Origin of the sequence: Methanolobus sp. WCC5, from assembly GCF_045690325.1 — an archaeon.
Classification (GTDB): Archaea; Halobacteriota; Methanosarcinia; order Methanosarcinales; family Methanosarcinaceae; genus Methanolobus.
The window spans coordinates 874,890-891,789 of the sequence record NZ_CP146981.1 but is presented as its reverse complement, the minus strand read 5'-3'; the positions used below and the strand labels follow the sequence as shown (position 1 = coordinate 891,789).

29 protein-coding genes are annotated in these 16,900 nt (G+C 44.9%); 6 read left to right on the top strand and 23 right to left on the bottom strand.

Going from position 1 to position 16,900, the window contains the following annotated elements; translation table 11 throughout:
- Positions 1–31: 31 nt before the first annotated feature.
- From terL to V7O64_RS04145, 22 genes are all read right to left on the bottom strand, one after another.
- Positions 32–1,414, bottom strand: a complete 1,383-nt coding sequence (gene terL / locus V7O64_RS04250) for a phage terminase large subunit (protein ID WP_407356785.1) — start codon at positions 1,412–1,414, stop codon at positions 32–34.
- Positions 1,395–1,883, bottom strand: a complete 489-nt coding sequence (locus tag V7O64_RS04245; RefSeq protein ID WP_407356784.1) for a hypothetical protein — start codon at positions 1,881–1,883, stop codon at positions 1,395–1,397. The genes terL and V7O64_RS04245 overlap by 20 nt, the downstream gene beginning before the upstream one ends.
- Before the next feature lie 7 nt (positions 1,884–1,890).
- A complete protein-coding gene (locus V7O64_RS04240; protein ID WP_407356783.1) occupies positions 1,891–2,094 on the bottom strand; it encodes a hypothetical protein in 204 nt (67 codons plus the stop codon).
- The gene (locus V7O64_RS04235) at positions 2,091–2,540 is read right to left on the bottom strand and encodes a hypothetical protein (protein ID WP_407356782.1); all 450 of its coding nucleotides are present in this window, start codon (positions 2,538–2,540) and stop codon (positions 2,091–2,093) included. Before V7O64_RS04235 ends, V7O64_RS04240 begins: the two co-directional genes overlap by 4 nt.
- 192 nt (positions 2,541–2,732) lie before the next feature.
- Positions 2,733–3,371 (bottom strand): hypothetical protein, encoded by a 639-nt coding sequence (locus V7O64_RS04230; protein WP_407356781.1) that lies wholly within the window; start codon positions 3,369–3,371, stop codon positions 2,733–2,735.
- Positions 3,359–4,090: an N-6 DNA methylase gene (locus tag V7O64_RS04225; RefSeq protein WP_407356780.1), complete on the bottom strand. Its 732-nt coding sequence runs from the start codon at positions 4,088–4,090 to the stop codon at positions 3,359–3,361. The genes V7O64_RS04230 and V7O64_RS04225 overlap by 13 nt, the downstream gene beginning before the upstream one ends.
- The gene (locus tag V7O64_RS04220) at positions 4,087–4,488 is read right to left on the bottom strand and encodes a hypothetical protein (RefSeq protein WP_407356779.1); all 402 of its coding nucleotides are present in this window, start codon (positions 4,486–4,488) and stop codon (positions 4,087–4,089) included. Before V7O64_RS04220 ends, V7O64_RS04225 begins: the two co-directional genes overlap by 4 nt.
- Positions 4,485–4,862, bottom strand: a complete 378-nt coding sequence (locus V7O64_RS04215) for a hypothetical protein (RefSeq protein WP_407356778.1) — start codon at positions 4,860–4,862, stop codon at positions 4,485–4,487. Before V7O64_RS04215 ends, V7O64_RS04220 begins: the two co-directional genes overlap by 4 nt.
- 61 nt (positions 4,863–4,923) lie before the next feature.
- Complete coding sequence (locus V7O64_RS04210) at positions 4,924–5,082, bottom strand: hypothetical protein (protein ID WP_407356777.1); 159 nt, start codon at positions 5,080–5,082, stop codon at positions 4,924–4,926.
- 290 nt (positions 5,083–5,372) lie between these two features.
- Complete coding sequence (locus V7O64_RS04205) at positions 5,373–5,525, bottom strand: hypothetical protein (RefSeq protein ID WP_407356776.1); 153 nt, start codon at positions 5,523–5,525, stop codon at positions 5,373–5,375.
- Between the two features lie 66 nt (positions 5,526–5,591).
- Positions 5,592–6,311, bottom strand: coding sequence for a hypothetical protein (locus tag V7O64_RS04200; RefSeq protein WP_407356775.1), 720 nt, complete (start codon positions 6,309–6,311; stop codon positions 5,592–5,594).
- Positions 6,308–7,540, bottom strand: coding sequence for a phage recombination protein Bet (bet, locus tag V7O64_RS04195; RefSeq protein ID WP_407356774.1), 1,233 nt, complete (start codon positions 7,538–7,540; stop codon positions 6,308–6,310). The genes V7O64_RS04200 and bet overlap by 4 nt, the downstream gene beginning before the upstream one ends.
- 118 nt (positions 7,541–7,658) lie before the next feature.
- Entirely contained in the window at positions 7,659–7,928 is a 270-nt protein-coding gene (locus V7O64_RS04190; RefSeq protein WP_407356773.1) for a hypothetical protein, read from the bottom strand.
- Positions 7,928–8,203: a hypothetical protein gene (locus tag V7O64_RS04185; RefSeq protein WP_407356772.1), complete on the bottom strand. Its 276-nt coding sequence runs from the start codon at positions 8,201–8,203 to the stop codon at positions 7,928–7,930. Before V7O64_RS04185 ends, V7O64_RS04190 begins: the two co-directional genes overlap by 1 nt.
- Positions 8,200–8,592, bottom strand: a complete 393-nt coding sequence (locus V7O64_RS04180) for a hypothetical protein (RefSeq protein WP_407356771.1) — start codon at positions 8,590–8,592, stop codon at positions 8,200–8,202. The genes V7O64_RS04185 and V7O64_RS04180 overlap by 4 nt, the downstream gene beginning before the upstream one ends.
- Before the next feature lie 621 nt (positions 8,593–9,213).
- Positions 9,214–9,555, bottom strand: coding sequence for a hypothetical protein (locus V7O64_RS04175; protein WP_407356770.1), 342 nt, complete (start codon positions 9,553–9,555; stop codon positions 9,214–9,216).
- Entirely contained in the window at positions 9,555–9,917 is a 363-nt protein-coding gene (locus V7O64_RS04170; RefSeq protein ID WP_407356769.1) for a hypothetical protein, read from the bottom strand. The genes V7O64_RS04175 and V7O64_RS04170 overlap by 1 nt, the downstream gene beginning before the upstream one ends.
- Positions 9,914–10,138, bottom strand: coding sequence for a hypothetical protein (locus V7O64_RS04165; RefSeq protein WP_407356768.1), 225 nt, complete (start codon positions 10,136–10,138; stop codon positions 9,914–9,916). The genes V7O64_RS04170 and V7O64_RS04165 overlap by 4 nt, the downstream gene beginning before the upstream one ends.
- On the bottom strand, positions 10,135–10,359 hold the full coding sequence (locus V7O64_RS04160; RefSeq protein WP_407356767.1) for a hypothetical protein: 225 nt from the start codon (positions 10,357–10,359) through the stop codon (positions 10,135–10,137). Before V7O64_RS04160 ends, V7O64_RS04165 begins: the two co-directional genes overlap by 4 nt.
- 104 nt (positions 10,360–10,463) lie before the next feature.
- On the bottom strand, positions 10,464–10,610 hold the full coding sequence (locus V7O64_RS04155) for a hypothetical protein (protein WP_407356766.1): 147 nt from the start codon (positions 10,608–10,610) through the stop codon (positions 10,464–10,466).
- Positions 10,607–10,855 (bottom strand): hypothetical protein, encoded by a 249-nt coding sequence (locus V7O64_RS04150; protein WP_407356765.1) that lies wholly within the window; start codon positions 10,853–10,855, stop codon positions 10,607–10,609. The genes V7O64_RS04155 and V7O64_RS04150 overlap by 4 nt, the downstream gene beginning before the upstream one ends.
- Complete coding sequence (locus V7O64_RS04145; RefSeq protein ID WP_407356764.1) at positions 10,852–10,995, bottom strand: ribbon-helix-helix domain-containing protein; 144 nt, start codon at positions 10,993–10,995, stop codon at positions 10,852–10,854. The genes V7O64_RS04150 and V7O64_RS04145 overlap by 4 nt, the downstream gene beginning before the upstream one ends.
- Before the next feature lie 113 nt (positions 10,996–11,108).
- Between V7O64_RS04145 and V7O64_RS04140 the strand changes: the two genes are divergently transcribed.
- From V7O64_RS04140 to V7O64_RS04120, 5 genes are all read left to right on the top strand, one after another.
- Positions 11,109–11,462: a hypothetical protein gene (locus V7O64_RS04140; RefSeq protein ID WP_407356763.1), complete on the top strand. Its 354-nt coding sequence runs from the start codon at positions 11,109–11,111 to the stop codon at positions 11,460–11,462.
- A gap of 93 nt (positions 11,463–11,555) precedes the next feature.
- The gene (locus V7O64_RS04135) at positions 11,556–13,232 is read left to right on the top strand and encodes a TerB N-terminal domain-containing protein (RefSeq protein WP_407356762.1); all 1,677 of its coding nucleotides are present in this window, start codon (positions 11,556–11,558) and stop codon (positions 13,230–13,232) included.
- Positions 13,233–13,326: 94 nt separating this feature from the next.
- Positions 13,327–14,634 carry a hypothetical protein gene (locus tag V7O64_RS04130; protein ID WP_407356761.1) on the top strand — a complete coding sequence of 436 codons (1,308 nt, stop codon included), beginning with the start codon at positions 13,327–13,329 and terminating at the stop codon, positions 14,632–14,634.
- The gene (locus V7O64_RS04125; protein WP_407356760.1) at positions 14,624–14,782 is read left to right on the top strand and encodes a hypothetical protein; all 159 of its coding nucleotides are present in this window, start codon (positions 14,624–14,626) and stop codon (positions 14,780–14,782) included. The genes V7O64_RS04130 and V7O64_RS04125 overlap by 11 nt, the downstream gene beginning before the upstream one ends.
- 26 nt (positions 14,783–14,808) lie before the next feature.
- Positions 14,809–15,138, top strand: a complete 330-nt coding sequence (locus V7O64_RS04120; protein WP_407356759.1) for a hypothetical protein — start codon at positions 14,809–14,811, stop codon at positions 15,136–15,138.
- A 7-nt stretch (positions 15,139–15,145) separates the two neighbouring features.
- Here the strand turns inward: V7O64_RS04120 and V7O64_RS04115 are convergent, their stop codons facing one another.
- Positions 15,146–15,829, bottom strand: a complete 684-nt coding sequence (locus V7O64_RS04115; RefSeq protein WP_407356758.1) for a hypothetical protein — start codon at positions 15,827–15,829, stop codon at positions 15,146–15,148.
- Positions 15,830–15,907: 78 nt separating this feature from the next.
- Here V7O64_RS04115 and V7O64_RS04110 point away from each other — a divergent pair, with 78 nt between their 5' ends.
- Complete coding sequence (locus V7O64_RS04110; protein WP_407356757.1) at positions 15,908–16,762, top strand: phosphatase PAP2 family protein; 855 nt, start codon at positions 15,908–15,910, stop codon at positions 16,760–16,762.
- Positions 16,763–16,900: the final 138 nt, after the last annotated feature.

The window sequence follows — 16,900 nt, the reverse complement described above, 5'->3', positions numbered from 1 at the left end:
TAATATTGAAAATTCTAAAAAAATAACTATTTTATATCCTCATTCCTCCGGACAATCCAAAACCAGGTGAGAACTTCGGAACCTTAGCAGGCTTATGAAAGAGCGCGTTGAAAGCCCCTGACAAGGCATCTACTTGATCATCATGCTTTCGTTCAGGAAATCCCTCAAGTTCTGAAAGGAACTCATTGTTCCATGACCTCCGGACAATGTAGACATTGCCATTCTGGCAGGCTGCACTCACAGGACCTGCGCGTGTGACCTTCGGGCCGGTGGACTTCACTCCAAGGAAATTGAAACCTTTGAAGATGGTTGTCGCGTGAGTTGCTATCACCCTTTTACCTGAACTCCCTGGTTCCTCCTCTTCCCTGATCATAACCTCGCGTCCATCAGAGTATGCTACCTGTTTCATGTGCTCATCGGCTGCACCTGGGCTTTTCCTGAATCTCTGGACATCAATGACATAGTATTTGCCGCTGTTCTCCCCCATGAGCAGGCCGACAGTGTAATCAGGATCTCCAACTTTCTTCTCATCGGTTGCAGCACAGTCCCAGAAACGGACATATCTTTGACATTTCGGTGTTTCGTCAACGAACTTGTCCTCAAACCATTCTCTCTTGAAGTAAAGACCTGCCGCTGGTTTGATCTTCCAGTTCCCGCCGAGTAACCTTTCCCTTTCCACGAATGGAAGTGCCTCGAGGTTAGCTTTGTACGATGGGTCTTTCTGCATCAGTATCTGGTTGTCTTCCAGTTTTGCAGAAATAAATGTGAAAGACTTTGGAAGGGTGCCAGGGTATTTCTCCATCAGCTCTTCCTTTGAATCGCCCCATATCATATTCCCATCAATTCGGATGAACCAGCGGATGGCTCCGGAGCGTTCCCTGATCGGATATCCATCCTCACCGATATACCAGTCGATTAGTTCTGCCACCCAGGAGTCTGCATCCGGGTTTGTTGTAGCCCGGATGTACGGCCGGATCCCGCAGGTGGATCTGTTCCTTGATAGCATGTAGAAGAACTGTGATTCCGTGAAATGTGTGAGCTCATCGAACCCTATCAGGACTATTTGGGACCCCTGCCAGTCAAGTTTGTTCTTTTCATGCTCCATGTGAGCGAACTTGACACTGGTGCCGGCTGGAAACTTCCATTCAAGAGTTGATTCGCTGGGGATGCCTCCTGCGAAGGGATACAGGCCCTCTGAAGTATCCCACAAGGATCCAGCATTGCGGACCTGCACCGATGTCCTCCTGAAGATCACAGCACTATATCCAAGATGGTTGATGTGACGAAGAGCCTCCAGGAGCAGAGCAAAGCTTTTTCCGCCGCCTGCAGCCCCACCGTACAGGGCCACGTCGGCAGGTGTGCTGAGAAATGTTTCTTGTGGCCCGGGCTGGGGTTTAATTGTCGTCGCTTCCATGGCCTGCACCTACGATCTTTGGTTCATCGCGGTTGTTTCCTGGCAGGTAGAACATGATGTTTACTCCGCTGTTGCTTTCCGGAAGAGATACTTTGTATTTGCCCAGGACCTTGTTGACAATGTCCAGACCAGTGTAGATCTTGTCAATTGCCTGGATAGCTGTCCGGTTATCTCCTTCTTCCTGGGAAGCCTTGCATATCTTCTTGAGCTCATCGATGCAGGCCATGGCTTCGGCGAGTGTGTTGATTTCTGCCTCGGCCACTTTGGCCTGAAGCTTGTCACTCTTCTCGACTGCCTGGACCTTGGCCTGCTCACATGAATCGAAATACCTCTTCACTGAGCTATGAGATATTTTTTGTTTCGATTCCTCTGAAAGAATGAAAGCTATTTCACGAAAAGTCTTATTTTGTGCCTTGAGGCTGACAGCCCTTGATTCTAAGTCAAGTGAAACAATTTTGTTTTTTGTCACGCCTGTTTCACCTCTGTTTCGTGAATTTCTCCCAGGGAGATCCTTCTTCTTTCTCCTCTCTTGAAGAAATCTCCTCAAGGGAATAGTCGGCCTGTTTTACTACGCGATACTTCACTCCGCACTCACACTCAACTTCCAGCTGATCAGAAGTGATTATGTGAACCGGTTTCTTACATTTCTTGCAACGTCTGGAGATAGGTACGAATGTCATGCTTCAACCTCGACCATTTTCCTAGCAAACCATTCCTTTGCCTCTGTTGTACTCTTGAACTGATACAGGTCTACAATACGAGGCCAGTTGATCCCACCTTTCTTCCAGAGTATGATTGTGCTGTCTTTGAACTCTTCGAACCTTTCTGTCCTCATGTCCTCGAGATAGTCTTCCATAAGATCCTCTTTTTGTTCAGTCACCTTTTGTTCAAGTTTCTGCTGCTTTTCAATCATCCTTACCGTCATAAGACTCTGCTCAAGTTCTATTAACTTCGCCTTTGCCTGTGCAATCTCTTCTTCTATGATTTTGGACGGAGCCACTTTGGACAGGCATGCGTCCAGACCCTCTTCAAGAATATCAGAGAACGTTTTACCGTGAACTGGTTTTAATGATTCAAACAATATTTTTTTTTCGTGATCAACATTCAGATGAATATGAACTTTCATTTTTCCTCCGGGATATAGTGGAATATTTTCCTACTAGCCCATGCGTATACTATGCGTACACATACTATATGCATAAAAACAGCCACGGCTATTTTTAAAGGGCTATTGTACGCCGCATAGCGTATTTTTTGGGGGTTTGGGGGATTTAGAGTATGCGTATGGTGTACGCATACCCGCATCAATTTACAATGTTTAGACCTCCATATCTTCGGAAGAATTCACTTCATCAGACAACCGGTCGAAGTACTCTTGTCTATCAAAATCAGTTTCAAAAGTACTTTTTATAATGTCAGTCTTAAGTTGGACTGCAGAATCAACCCTTGAGATATGTGCAGCGATATCCCTGCTGTCTTCCACCGAGGGATCATTGCAGGACAGGACGTCATTCCACTCCTCAAAGATCACTTCTTCATCACATCCGGTATACTCTGACATATGTGTATCTGCAGCACATAACCTGAAGAACCTGTCAAAGCTTGTGATCTGTCTCTTGGTTGTGGCATCAAAGAACCGCAGTTCTATCCTTCCAGGACCTGCAAACCTGAAGTATGGATTTTCCAGGACCTTCAGATGCTGCAAAGCCTTCTTGTAATTCCTGTCAGGCTTGCTCTTAGGGTCACCGGGGTTGTAATCTGATATCCATCCTTTCTGTTCAACAATAGCATGAACACACTCGTGGACGTAGAACCTAATCTTCTTCTGAAGCTTCACCATTCCCAGAAGAGCAATGTAAGACTCTTTCAAGGCTGTGTTCTTTGGGTACACAAACTGTTCTTTGAGGTTGGCACCATTTAAAGGAGAGTTGAATTCTTCCTGAGTCAGTTCAACCACCCCTTCAACATGGCAAAAGGTGTCACATATCTATCCAAACATTCCACAGCAAGAGTGTTTCCCACTATTACATGTGCCTGACATCCAATCAGCGAGAGTTGGATGAAACACATATGAGCTGATGTGACATCCACATCCTGGGCAATCACTCTAAGCCGATCATGGAAGCAGATGCCGGCATCTCTCAAACATTCACATGTTGCTATGACCATTGCACCGCCACCACATGCCGGCTCGTTCAATGTCACAATCTTATCCTCTGTGAAATCATCCACGTTCAGGGAGAGCTGTGCAATTGCTTTGCATAGGTGGTAAGGTGTGAAGAACTGACCTCTCCACTTGTTCCCCATCTCAAGGTCCATGAACATCTGGCCTAGAAAGTCCTGGAATTCTACCTCAATAGCTTCGGCGACCATTCCAAGGAGCTTGGGGAAGAATTGTACTTCCTTTGGCTCGTACCTCTCAATTGTGGCCATGTAGCGGTCCTCTCGTTCCCGAGAGAACACAATTGCGTTTGCCAGGGAGAGAGCTGCAAGCTCACAGAAATCCTGCCACACTTGCCAGGAGTGGCGGGTGTAAGAGAGGTTCCGGATGGTGTCTTGAAAGTCCTTTGTGATGGTTGCCAGAGGTCTTGGTGTGAAATCCGGTTCAACCAGCTGAGCAGCTGCGGGTGGAAGGGGAGATACGGGCAAGGCGTCGAAGGTTAGTTGGGTGCTCATACCGGCACCCCCTGAAGTGTCTGCTGTCGGGCATACGTTGCGTATTTCTTGAACTGCTCGAAGTGGCCTTCGTAAATAATCATTGAGTACGTTCCCCTCAATGGACCACTGCCGCCGCCGATGACAGGCATAGCCCGTATTATCTTCCTCCGATTGGTTTCCGTTATGGTCCATATTCCGGCATCATGCAATAGCCCGTTAGCAGCATTGTCCGGCTCAGAGGATAGCTGCAGTTTGACAGTGTGCATCTGCTCGCCATCCAGCTTAACGAACACTCTTTCCGGATGTCGTTCCATGTAATCTTCCAGATCTCTTTCGTAGCTCATGGTTTCAGCATGCACCAGCTTTCCGTCCTCGAATATATGATAGAAGTTCCCTTCTGCCGGTAGCTCTTTCAACTCAGCCACCCCCTGGCCGTGGGCCACGGTACACTACGGTTGCAGCTAAAATCCGGCAGCTTGACAAGATCAGCACGTATCATCCTGGTGTGGTGTACAACTTTGTTGACATGTACAACGAAAGCGTATATACCCCCGTGCTCCAGCAGATACCTGTGCTGTTCCGGCTCGAATACTATCCTGCCAGATCTGCGATGGTTAGAATTGTGAGAATCGATGATCTGCATCTGACACGATTTGATCTCAAGGGGATGACCTTCCAGGGTAGAATCTACCGGACTCTGTTCATGTGATAGTCCCATGTACTGAAGTAAAGACTTCTCTACTGCCTTTCCGTTCCTGGAGGCCGTGGTGTTTGAGAGGGTGCGGCTCATATGATGACCTCCAGGACCTGCACGACCTTGCAGCCGTGGTCCCAAAAAACGGAGAGGATGTTCATTGCTCATCCTCCAGTGGGCACTTGGACATGTTCCCGGGGATCTTCCCCGTGACATCGCAGTATGAGCTCCTGCGTGGACCACTCACAGTCTCAATTATAACTGTTTTGAGGTACTCGCATTGTTTCGTCCTGCAGATTCCGATCGTGAGAGTCATCGTACCAGCCCATCTTCTCTCAGCACTTTTAGGATAGATACATTATTCATCCGGACACTCTTTGTGATCGAGTTAACGGAGCTACCCGATAAGTACTCAGTGACGATTCTATGTCTCTTGCGTGGGTCACTGGTATTGTATCCTGTGTTGCCCCGGTTCCATGTAGCAATGGTGGCCACCAGGCGGCCATACTCTTGCCTTGTTACCTCGAGTGCCATCATGACCACTTCCCTATAGCTTGTTGATTGATCTTCCAAACCGTATGAGTGCTCGGTTCTTTTCTGACCTTTTCAAGATAACATCTGTTCCATGCCATCCTGGGCATACCAGGTATATTGAGCTCTGGGGGGAGATCTTGTATTCTGAATGGCCGTGTACCTGCATGCGAGTACACTTGCTTCATCCATTTCTTCACATCGTACCTGGTTATGCGCATCAGTCATCACACTCCGTATCCTCATCAGGATGTGTCTCATTCCAGGCTTCGATGAATCGGGTCCAGCAACACATTATGCATCACTCCCAGGAAGTTCGATTATTCCTTTCTCTATTGCAGTGGTGATCTGGTTCAGAGCTATCTGTTTTTTCGGAGCGTATACCTGGCCTTTCACGAGTGATGAGATCTCAACAGATCTGGTCCTGCCGGCAAGATCCAGCAATGTATAGAAAATATCAAATGACCACTTGTCACAGTCTGCACCGTCCTTCCTGATCTCCAATGCATCATCGAGGATACGGTACTGGAGATTTTTCACACCGGGTACATCTACCCATTCGTTCGATATTTGTTCATTCACCGGCTGCTTTTGTTCACTTTTCCTTTCCCTTATTGCCTGGTATGCATTGGAATGGAAACATGACTCACATACCTTCTCTCCATCTGTAAGCTCGGGAGATATTTGCTTGTGCAGATCTATCAGGCAACCACATTCAGAGCAGAGGAATTGGTCCGGGTCTGGCTGTGTTCCTCCTTCTACCACAGCATCGTCACATGCAGTGGTTTCACGTCGTCTTATGGGTGGTTTCGTTTCCTCTTTCCGAGTAAAGCTTACACGGGTACCCCTTACATCTACCAGCGCCTTTGTCAGGTCCATTGACGCCCTTCTCATTGCTGCAGTATGAGAATTATAATCCTCGCCTGCCCGTAGTCTTTCCAGTGCTTGCTCGGCCCGCACACGGAACCTGTCACACTCTTCCAGGGCAATCTCAACAGCTTCTACTGAGGTCATGCTTCCGCCCCCAGCTCAGATTGATCATGCAACCCACCAAACTCCGACGGGAACGCTTCCCTAAGTGCATGACACAATGCAACTTTCCTTATCATTGTACCAGGCTTGGTTCTCCAGAATTTGTTAGGTTGGCCATCTTTAGTGACCTGAATATATTCACTGAGTGGTACCTCATCCGCAAAAGGTCGTGCCTTGTCAGCGCGATATACTTTCGCCCATCCTCCGAGCAATTCCTCTCCGGCAACATAGAATGTGCCCGGCCTGCGTTCAATCTCCCGGGCTTCGTTCCTGACGATAATGCCTGCCTCAAATCCTGCAAAACTTGGATTCTGTTCGGCCTTCCTGGTGAACGTCTCCTTTCCCACAACTGCCTGTGCCTTGTCCTTCTCGTTGTATTTGATGAGATACACTTCATTGGTGAATGGATTGAGTCCTCTTGCCTTGCAGAGTTCAAGGAACACATATGCTTCCTGGTCAGTTGCGAGGGGACATAGGTACATCTTGACGTCCTGGATGTCGAGTTTTGGAACGTATCCGTGGGGTATGACAGCCGGTGACTTGCTCCCGTGCTTGAACGTGCCTTTGACAATACTTACAGCAGTTTCCTTGTCGTAGCCGTTTTCCTGTACCATCTCAGCGACTTTCAAACGCTGTTCGTGTGTTAGTTCTTCGGGATTGACTACTTCACAGTCAGTTGCTTCTTCAGGTAGTTCATCGACAGACTTATTATTTTCAGGGACGTTCTTCTCCCTGGAAGGTTCCTCAGGCTCCTGAACATTGTCTGCAAACGGTTCGTTGTGTTCTGGGGGCTCTTCCACCTGCTTCAGCTTTTTGTATTCCTCCCATCCAACTATGAGAACTGCAGGCGGAATACCTCCATTTTCATCTGCTTTTTCAAGACAGTCTGCACAAAGTACCTGGCCATATTTCTCAATATGCTCCCCTGAATTGCGACATATCTCACACGCTTCTTTCTTGCTTTCTCTCACGGTTGTATTGACACACATCTCTATGATGGTATTCAGATATGTGTCAGTCTTGTCCTCAAGGATCCTTTCAGTACCTTCGAGCCTGAAGATATCATTTTTCGCGAAATCAATACCATATGGAGTTCCATCCTTTTCTATCAGCCAGATGTTCGGATTTGTCTTTTTGAACCCGGCTGATTCTAGAATGGGCACCAGAGCCTTTTTGTCAAGTGACATTACCATTATTCCACCTTCTCCCACTCTGCTTCATCTCCCGCGAATGGACATGTCTTCGGTTTGTTGCCAGGGCCTTCATAGTGTAAAAAGCACGGCTCTTCAAAATCATCGTCTAGGCACAGATTGCACATGTATGTAGGCATCACTGACCACCTGCCTGCAGAACTGCATTGATTGCAGTCTGAACTTCTTCCAGACCTCTGGCCATGTCAGCATGAATGAGCGTGTAGATCTCCTCGCCATCTTCTAGCTTCCTGGTGATCTCTACCTGTGCAGCCGGCTTGATGTTGCCTTTTGAGTCTACCTCAGCACCTACTTTCGTGCGGATCTCGTAGGTCTGTGTGTAGCTGATACGCTGTTCCTGTTCTATTGTGGGTACAATCCTCATATGCATTGGTGACATTTCGGCCATTAGTTCTCACCTGCCACGCATGCAGCTTGAGTCATTTTCTCAAACGAGTCTAATGCATTGAATGCTCTTGCTGCCAGATCAGCTTGCAGACGTTCTTCTTCTGTCATCCTGGCACGAATCTGTTCAGCAAGTGATAAGATTGCCAGGATACCCACGTTGATTGAGACATCATCTCTTTTCAATGTGTCCACGATCTCATTACGCAACGACGCTGTCTGCTGCATAGCATTGAACGTGTCCTCGGTCGGTGGTGTATATACACGTTCCTCACTCACTGTCCCGCCTCCGACTTGTATCCAAGTCTTTCAAGCACTTCCTGCCTGGCAGCTTCATCCACAGTTCCTGCGGGTCGGGTAGTGTAGTCCCATATGATTGCGACATATCTCCCGGGGTAGATATATTTCAATTTCATACACCCAGTATCAGCAAGAACATTTCCAATTCTCAGCGCAACTGTCACCGGTATTTTCCCGATCAATTCGGCATTGTATGCTTTGCCGTCTCCCGGGATTAAGCTGTATATCCACGATTCCACATCGTCGAGTTGGTGTTGATCTACTCGCATGAAAGGGTTGTCTTCCCCGGTTCGATACTCTTCCGGGAACTTGGCTATATCGAGTGTTACGTACATTTCACAGTCGTTCATTTTCTCTACTTCCTTCATTGTTCTATAGGAGGCTGCCCGCAGTGGTTGTGTGGGATGGGGGTTATTTTGGTGGTACAAAACAGGACCACTGCAGGCAAAGATGATATCGGGAATCGAACCCGGTCAGCGCACCAGCATCATCAGAATGGATATAGACCCGGGGCCAGATGTGCGGAGGCCCTGACCCCAGGCAATCATTGTCATCTTAGTTCCACCCTCATTTCATGGTCCTTCAATACTCTAAGCACGGTATGCTCCGATTCAAAACAAATCATAGCAACCATGCGGGCGCGCATCTCGGGATTTTCTGATTTGATTTTCAAGATTTTGTCAGCTCTCTCCTGAGATATTTCGGGGCTCCTGTCAATCACGTATCCGTGAGAGATCCTTCTTGGAGTTTTGCCGGACCACCCACATTTTCTGCAACGATAGTCAGCGGTCCTGACACGCGACATCAGTGACATTCGTGAACATGCTGGACAGACTGCACGAGTCCCAATCATGGATCCACCTCTTCTTTGCATTTCGGACAGTATACGGGGGAAGTTCTGCATTCCCATGCAACGTAGAACTTGTGACTACATGCACCGCAGACACACGCCGCTACTACGGATGTGCGGGCCTCGGGAATCTCGGAGATCATGCACGGACCCCAGGAACCTTTCTGCCAATCTTCTTCTGCAGCGCAGCATGGTAGTACTCTTCCATCTTTTCAGGGGTGATCTGCATAGTGAACTCACGGCCACATTTGCGGCATGTAAAAAACGACACCGCACCATAACCAACCGTGACGGCTGCATTGTAGCATATAGCATTTCCACCACACTTGCTGCATTCTGTCGTCTTGTCTATAGCTTCTTGAGCAAGATCCCATGCGAAGTTGAATCTGCGCTCCTTGATTATATCAGACATCCAGCTTGCGTCTTTGCCACGGGGCATGCCACGTACCGGACCATGTCCTCTGCTTCGTCCGGAGGCCATCAAATCACCTCTTCTACACTGATGCTCACAGCAGGCTGTACAAATGTCTCCTTGCGGAATTGCAATATCTCCTCATGGCCAGCAGCTACATATCCTTCCAGGGCCTTGTTATCCCATGTGTAGCGAGGATATCCTTTCCTGAAGGTGGCTTTGCCGAGATTGCCTTTGTAGGATTTCTCCTGCATAAGAACTGCATTGCGTATGTTCTCTTCATGGGCCTGTATCTCTTCCACGAACGGGTCCATGATCTCTCTTATTTTTGCTTCTAGTTCCTGTCGCAGGGCTTTGTATTCCCCTAGCTCTTCATACATGGCCTGCTTGAGACTCCTGATTGCAGCAAACTCTGCTTCGATGTCGGTCATTCTGACACCACCATCAATACGATGCCCGAACAATCATTGTTTCCAGGAACTGACGTGGTTTTCTGTTGCCAGTAGGCCTGCTGGAGTCTGTCCCAGTCTTCCTTACATGATTCGCATACATCCTTGTGGTCCTGGGTGAACTGATTCACAGGCACCATACACAGATCCCCGTAGTCTACTTCCTTCCCACAGCGGTCGCATTTGTATGTGGTGATCTTCATTCTGACATCATCCCCTGTATGATGTTCATCGCGCACTTTGTCGGCGTGGATCTTGGGAGGAAATGGACCGAGCAGAATTGTGGTGAAGTCATACGGATGATTTCACGGCCGCCCCTATCCTCTACGTAGAGTAAGCCATCATCATCATACCTGGCATCCCAAACTTCCCGGGTGATCATGCGCCCTTCACTGTCTGTGGTTGTGATCTCTGCACGGGGCATCTCAGATCACCTCAGCAACGATCTTCTTCACGGTCTCTATGTAATCTTCCTCAGGCTCCTGAATATCGTCTGCAAACGGTTCTTTAGATTGAACGCCTGACATCTTACTCCACCCCGGCAGCTCTCTTGATGTTTGAAATCGCGAGGCGGTCTATCTCTGATCCGTGTTCCATCTCCCAGATGACTGATGGGGGAGTAGTCCGCAGAACATCCTTGCATTCTTCGACGTATGCAGGGTCGTAATCGGTCATGCTTCCACCACCATGGATATACCGGCTGAACCACCAAACCAGCCTTGAGGGACTACAATCTCCTGGCCCATTGCCTGCAACTTGTCTACAAGTCTCAACTCTGCTGCCTTCTCGTTTATCATTGCACCAATGAGTGCACTGCATCCGAGCTTGTTGCAGTAGTGCGAACCGAGAATGTACTCAAGGTTTTCCTGAGTTACACGGTCCATTGAAAACGCTTTCACTTCTGTCTTTCTTCCTTTCATTTTACCATTTCCATACCTTTTCTGACTAGATCGCGCACTGCTTCACTTCTGGATTTGTAGCCCCCGTGTGTTTTGAGCTCTTCAATCTTAGCGAACATTTGGTCAGGCGCATCAAATGAAACAATGTTCTTCTCTGTCATGTTGTAACTTCCGTTATAACATAGTATAACACTATACTATAAAAAGCTTGTTATAACCAGTTATAACGATAGTTAGAAGACGTTTTATAACCAATTATAACAAATATGTTATTATGCCACAGGTAGAGTTCAAAGGAAAACGGACAACTAAACCAGTTGGTTTTTCGCTTTCTCCATACTTAGTTGAGAAACTCGACGAGTATGCTGGAACTGATAAATATGGCAACAAGTCTTCAATTGCTTCTCAAGCACTTTATGAATTTTTTGCCCGCGAAGAGATGCGCAACGAAAACAGAGAAATCGAAACCAATGTACAAGAGGGCATCCAAGAGTACCTCCACAGCCCCGAAGGTCGTGCCCTGATCAAGTCGGTCATCATGGAAGCGTTCACGCACTCGGATGAGGAGCATGCCAGAGAGTCGAAGAAAAAAGGTAAGCCTGTTATTGTTGATGAAATAATTGAATAATTTTTTTGTTGTTATAACACTCGAGAATAGTTTGCTACTATACGAACAGTTAAAGAAAAGACAAACGAGGGTATAAAAAACATAGGTGGTGGGATGGGGATATTTGACTTCTTGAAGAGAAAAACTGAACAAAAGGAAACAGTTAATGTTGTGATTCAAGAAGCTACCTCGCCGTCTGGCAACGCCGTTGCCACTTACTTTGACGGGCTAACTTCTCATGATCGCATATTCAATCTTTTATGGTTTGCAGACGGAAAGTTCAAAAACTACGATCCCGAACAAGATCAAAACGTATTGTTTGAAAACGAATTATTTAGAATAACTTTTTCGTTTGGCAGCGAGCCAAGTCTTTTATCAAGTAAGTTCCCTATAAAGCCTACTTCTTTTTCAGAAGCAAACCACAGCATTGGATACTTTCCCTCATACGAAGGCCTCACTCCGGAACAAAGATGGGTCTATCTCAATTGGCTGAAAGACATCCGACAACAAGTTGACATTGGATATGTATTTGTTTTTTATTATGGTCTAGAAAGGCACCTTGTGTATGGCAATTATAAAGATGCTGTGGATGTTATCCTTTTACTACGCAAATATCACAAGAATGGTTCATTCCAAGGCTATTCATTGAGTGCCCTGATATTGGCTTCGATTTTACACAAGGATAAAGAGACGCTTGAGAAGGCACTGGAATCCATAGATAACGGATATCCTGACAACATTGTTTTGATTGCGAAGTACTTAATGAAGATGGACCTCAATCCAGAAGAAATAGTTTCTATGGCTTCTTCCGTCGGGTTTAAGAATAAAAGGTACATCAACCAATACCCAGACCTCTTTAAAGAAGTGTTATCATCCAAGCTACAAAGTGAATTTGGAAATAACACATATCCTCTTTGTAGTTTAGAGGCTAATTTTGAATCGAAAAAATCTCTAGTATTCGCTAACATTTCTCTTCCGTCGGATACAAGATCACCAAGCTTACCCTCTATCATAGATTGTCCTGTGTTTAAAGAATCCATTCTTAAACTATTATCATCTACTCACGAAGATGTCAAGAGACGGCTTCTTCAGATGCGAAAAGAAGGCATAGCACCGGAACCAAAAATCTCGCCAAAGAGCATTTCTGTAAAATGCGACTTAGATTCAACTTGCCCATATTGCAACAAAGAACTTGCCAAAATGCCGCAGCGTAAGACTAAATGCCCTCACTGCTGTAAACCAATACATGTTATGAAACATCTCACCGGTGATGAAAAAATATTAATGACCGAAGACGAAGCCAGGGATGTTGCGTTTGTGAAGGAGAGATTGAATGGATACGATATGGCCGATTACTTTACAAAGCTGGCAATAATGTCGGTCGAGTGGGGCAAAGAACCTAAACCAATTGATGTATTGTGGCGAATATACACAGATCAGAATAATGAGGCCATCCAGAAAGGAGATATCGACACTGTCAGGAAGATTCAGTTTAGTATGGCCATGGTTCTCTATCACGAAGGCAAGGATTTCATTGGACCCCTACGCGAAGCCAAGAGGATGAGATTGGTCAAGTATCGCAGAGAGGGATTAAAAAAAGTCAGAATTGTAGGGCCCGCATCGTGTGAAGCATGTTCTGAGAATCATGGAAAGGTGTTCACTATCGATGATGCCATCAATAAGATGCCCATACCAAACCCAGAGTGCACTACCCATATCAGAGGTGGACCGACTGGTTGGTGCCGGTGCAGATATAATGCATATTTCGATGATTCTGAATTAGATGGTTGATTCAAAAACTATGAGTTATGAACAGTTTGCTACTTATGTGATCAGTTACGGAAAACAGACACCAGAGGACAAAAACAGTAGTTGGTATTAATTTATGACATCTGAAATTGTAATAATGAACAGAGCTGCAATTGCTATGGCAGCTGACAGTGCAGTAACTCTTTCGGGTTATTCAAGGGACAAGATATTCCCTTCCGCCCAAAAGTTGTTTACTTTATCTGACCATGCTCCTGTAGGAATAATGGTTTACGGAAATGCTGACTTTATGAGTGTCCCTTGGGAGACCATTATAAAAATGTATAGATCTAAAAACGGCAACAATGTATTCCCTAAATTAGAAGATTATGCAAACGATTTCATTGATTTTTTAGAGGGTAATGAAACGCTGTTTTCTGAAGATATACAGGATGATATGTTTGAACATAGTCTATATCTATTTCTCAATTACTTAAAAGAAATGTTACTTACATCAATCCAAAGAATACTCCATTCTGAGCAAAGATTGGTATATGACGAAGAACTAGAGACAACCCTGTCGGATATTCTCGAATATCAATATAATGAATGGAACAATGCAAAACTGAGTCCGGGTTTTTTTGATGAGTTTGATGAGCAGCTACATTCGAAATACGGGGAAACAATAGATAAACTAATATCCAAAGTCTTTGAAGAATTCCCATTGGATGATGACAATGTAAAAATATTGAAAACAATAATACCCTGGTTTTTCTCAAGATTTCCCCATAACATAAAAAATAATTCATATTCGGGAATAGTAGTTGCAGGTTTTGGAGAAAGTGAAATCTTTCCATCTTTTAAATCGTATATTATTGAATTCATGGTTTGCAACAAATTAAAATATGAACTTGATAAACAAGAAACGATATCTTCTGACAAAAGTGTAGTAATTTCACCATTTGCCCAGAGGGAAATGGTAGATATGTTTATGAGGGGAATTGATTCATCGATTTTTGAGTTTAGCGTTTCTTTTTTGGATGAAGCAGTTATGGGGCTCATAGAACATTTCAAAGAAAACGACTGTGTGAATATAGATTCCGCCGAGTACACAAAACTAAACGAACATGCACAGATGTTAGTTAAAGACTATATAACAAAAATGCAGCAAATACAAGATGAAAATTATACAAGCCCCATTACAAATGTCGTCTCGATGTTACCCAAGGATGAGCTTGCATCTATGGCAGAATCATTAATCAATTTGACTTCTTTTAAAAGGAAAATATCGTTGGATTCTGAAACCGTTGGTGGACCAATTGATGTTGCTATCATATCCAAGGGCGATGGGTTAATATGGATAAAAAGAAAACATTACTTTAAGTCTGAATTAAATCCACAATATTTCATTAATAAATACAAGGGAGCATATGAACATGAAAGATGAGACAAGTGGATATGGTACTGTATCAGAGGTTGAAAGAAAGTATTTTCCAAAAGCATACGAAAAAAGGCACTTTAAGCAACTGATGGAAAACCCAGAAGAAGCTGGCAAAGTTCTGGCTCGAAAGCTTGTCGCTGAAATGAGAAATTGATTGTTGATGCCCAATACGGTTAAACAATGTTCATAAAAACAAAGTGTCCGGTGTGTGGTGAGGATACCTTTAACCACATTAAATTGCATCGCAGAAGTGTCTTCCTGGGGGAGCAGAAAGTATCCTGGATCACAGCTGCAGAAATAACAGATACCTGTTCTCCGGAAGAGCTGGCCGTGTCTGTGATGCATGAGTTAAGAGGCCATGTCTACAATGGTGTGACAACCCATGAGCTCTGCAGGGTACTCAGGGACAAGTTTGGTGTCCTGGAACAATACTGCTGTGATATTGTCCAGAAACTAAAGATAGAGTTGAACATGTACTGTCCGGACAGGCGGCATTTGTACTATGTGTAATATTTTTTTATAGAGCTGTATTATATGTACCACACAAAAATACAAAGTACATATTGGAGTTCCATACAACAGGTGTATTTACAGATGTTTTACTTAAGGTCCTCAGGATATTATGCAGATGTGGTGTAGGTGTTACAAGATTCAGGTTCTTTGCTCCCTCTCTTTCTCTTTTGTCAATCCTCCTGGCAAGTTCTGTTGCATTGACCTCTCTCCCGGCTTCAGGATGCATGGATATGTCCCAGTTCTGGCAGTAAACACAGCATAGCACACATCCGGTAAAGAAGATCGTATGTGAGGGGACAAGTTCGGGCTCCTCACCCATGTGCAGGAACTCTGCAGCATATCGGGATTTATCGGTAAGTTTGCAAAAGCCTTTTTCACCATTTTTTCTGTTGACTCCGCATCTGTGCTGGCAGAGGTGACAGTTCTCTATCATCTTCTCTGCGATATCTGTCTTCAGGTCAAGAAGGTTCTTCTTTGTTTGTCTTTCATCCGTTATTATCCCTGAAAAGTATATCTTTTGCTTTTGCTCCCGGTATATTCTCATATACTGATCATGCTTGCTCCAGAGTTCTTTCACACTTTCACTGTCATCATAAACAACAGGTATCCTCTTTAGCAGCTTATATCTTGAAGGCAGCTCATCATTTACTATCTTCAGGTAATTGTCAAGGAATAAAGGTTTAAGCATAATCTTTATCATTGAATGTAAATTTACTTAATTATATCTAGAGCACTAAACAACGATCAAAAGCTTTGGAGTGGTAAAATGATGGATACTCAGTTAATGATGATACTGGTTCCTGTGGTTGTCCTTATGAATATAGTTGCTTATTTCGTATTCATTCCACGAAAATACAGGAACAGGAAAGAAAAGACTTCTTCAGAAAACAGGAAGGCAGTCTCATTCCCATCAGAGATATTACCTTACTTGCTTCTGGTCTCGTTCATCTACATTCTTGTAAAGTCTCAGGGGATGGTTGTAACTGTGTTTGACATCTCCCCTGATTATGCCCTTGCAAAATATATCCTGCATATAGAAGGCAATAGTGTTAGTATGTTCCAGGTCTTTACTAATCCCCTGCTTACATATGTCAGTTCGTTCATCTATCTTTTTGGATTCTCTTTCCTGCTGATATTCACATTTGTAGTACTGATATTCACCCGGCGGATCAGGGCACTTCAGGAGTATGCGATGGCAGTTGCCCTTATCTACATAATCGCCTTCCCGTTCTATATATTCACTCCTGTGAAGGTCACAGGTTATACTTTGCCGGATGTTATTCCCCTGCTTTACAACCTGAGCCCGGTGATACTGGAAGGTCTGAGAAGTGTTGACCCGTTCTTTGACAATTGCTTCCCCAGTCTTCATGCAGCACTCTCTTTCCTTGCAATGCTCTTTATAGTCCTCAAGACAGACCTGAAAGGCTTCAAGGTCATTGCAGTCTGTATAACCCTGGCTATCCAGTTCACGATATTCTACCTGGGGATACACTGGTTCACAGATTTTATTGCGGGTATCATACTTGCAACTCTTAGCTATTATGTGGCGACAAAGTATCACGAAAAGATAATGAACAAGATAAATCTTTCAAAATCGATTTCACACAAAAGGGATGGTTGATACTGACTGAAGAAGATACCGGTGCCTATGTAACTAAGGATCAAAACTGGGAACAGGATCCTGCACCATATGTACTGTCCCTATCCGGATAATTCAAGGATCTTGGTACAGGGATACTTGCAGTCACCCTGATATCCT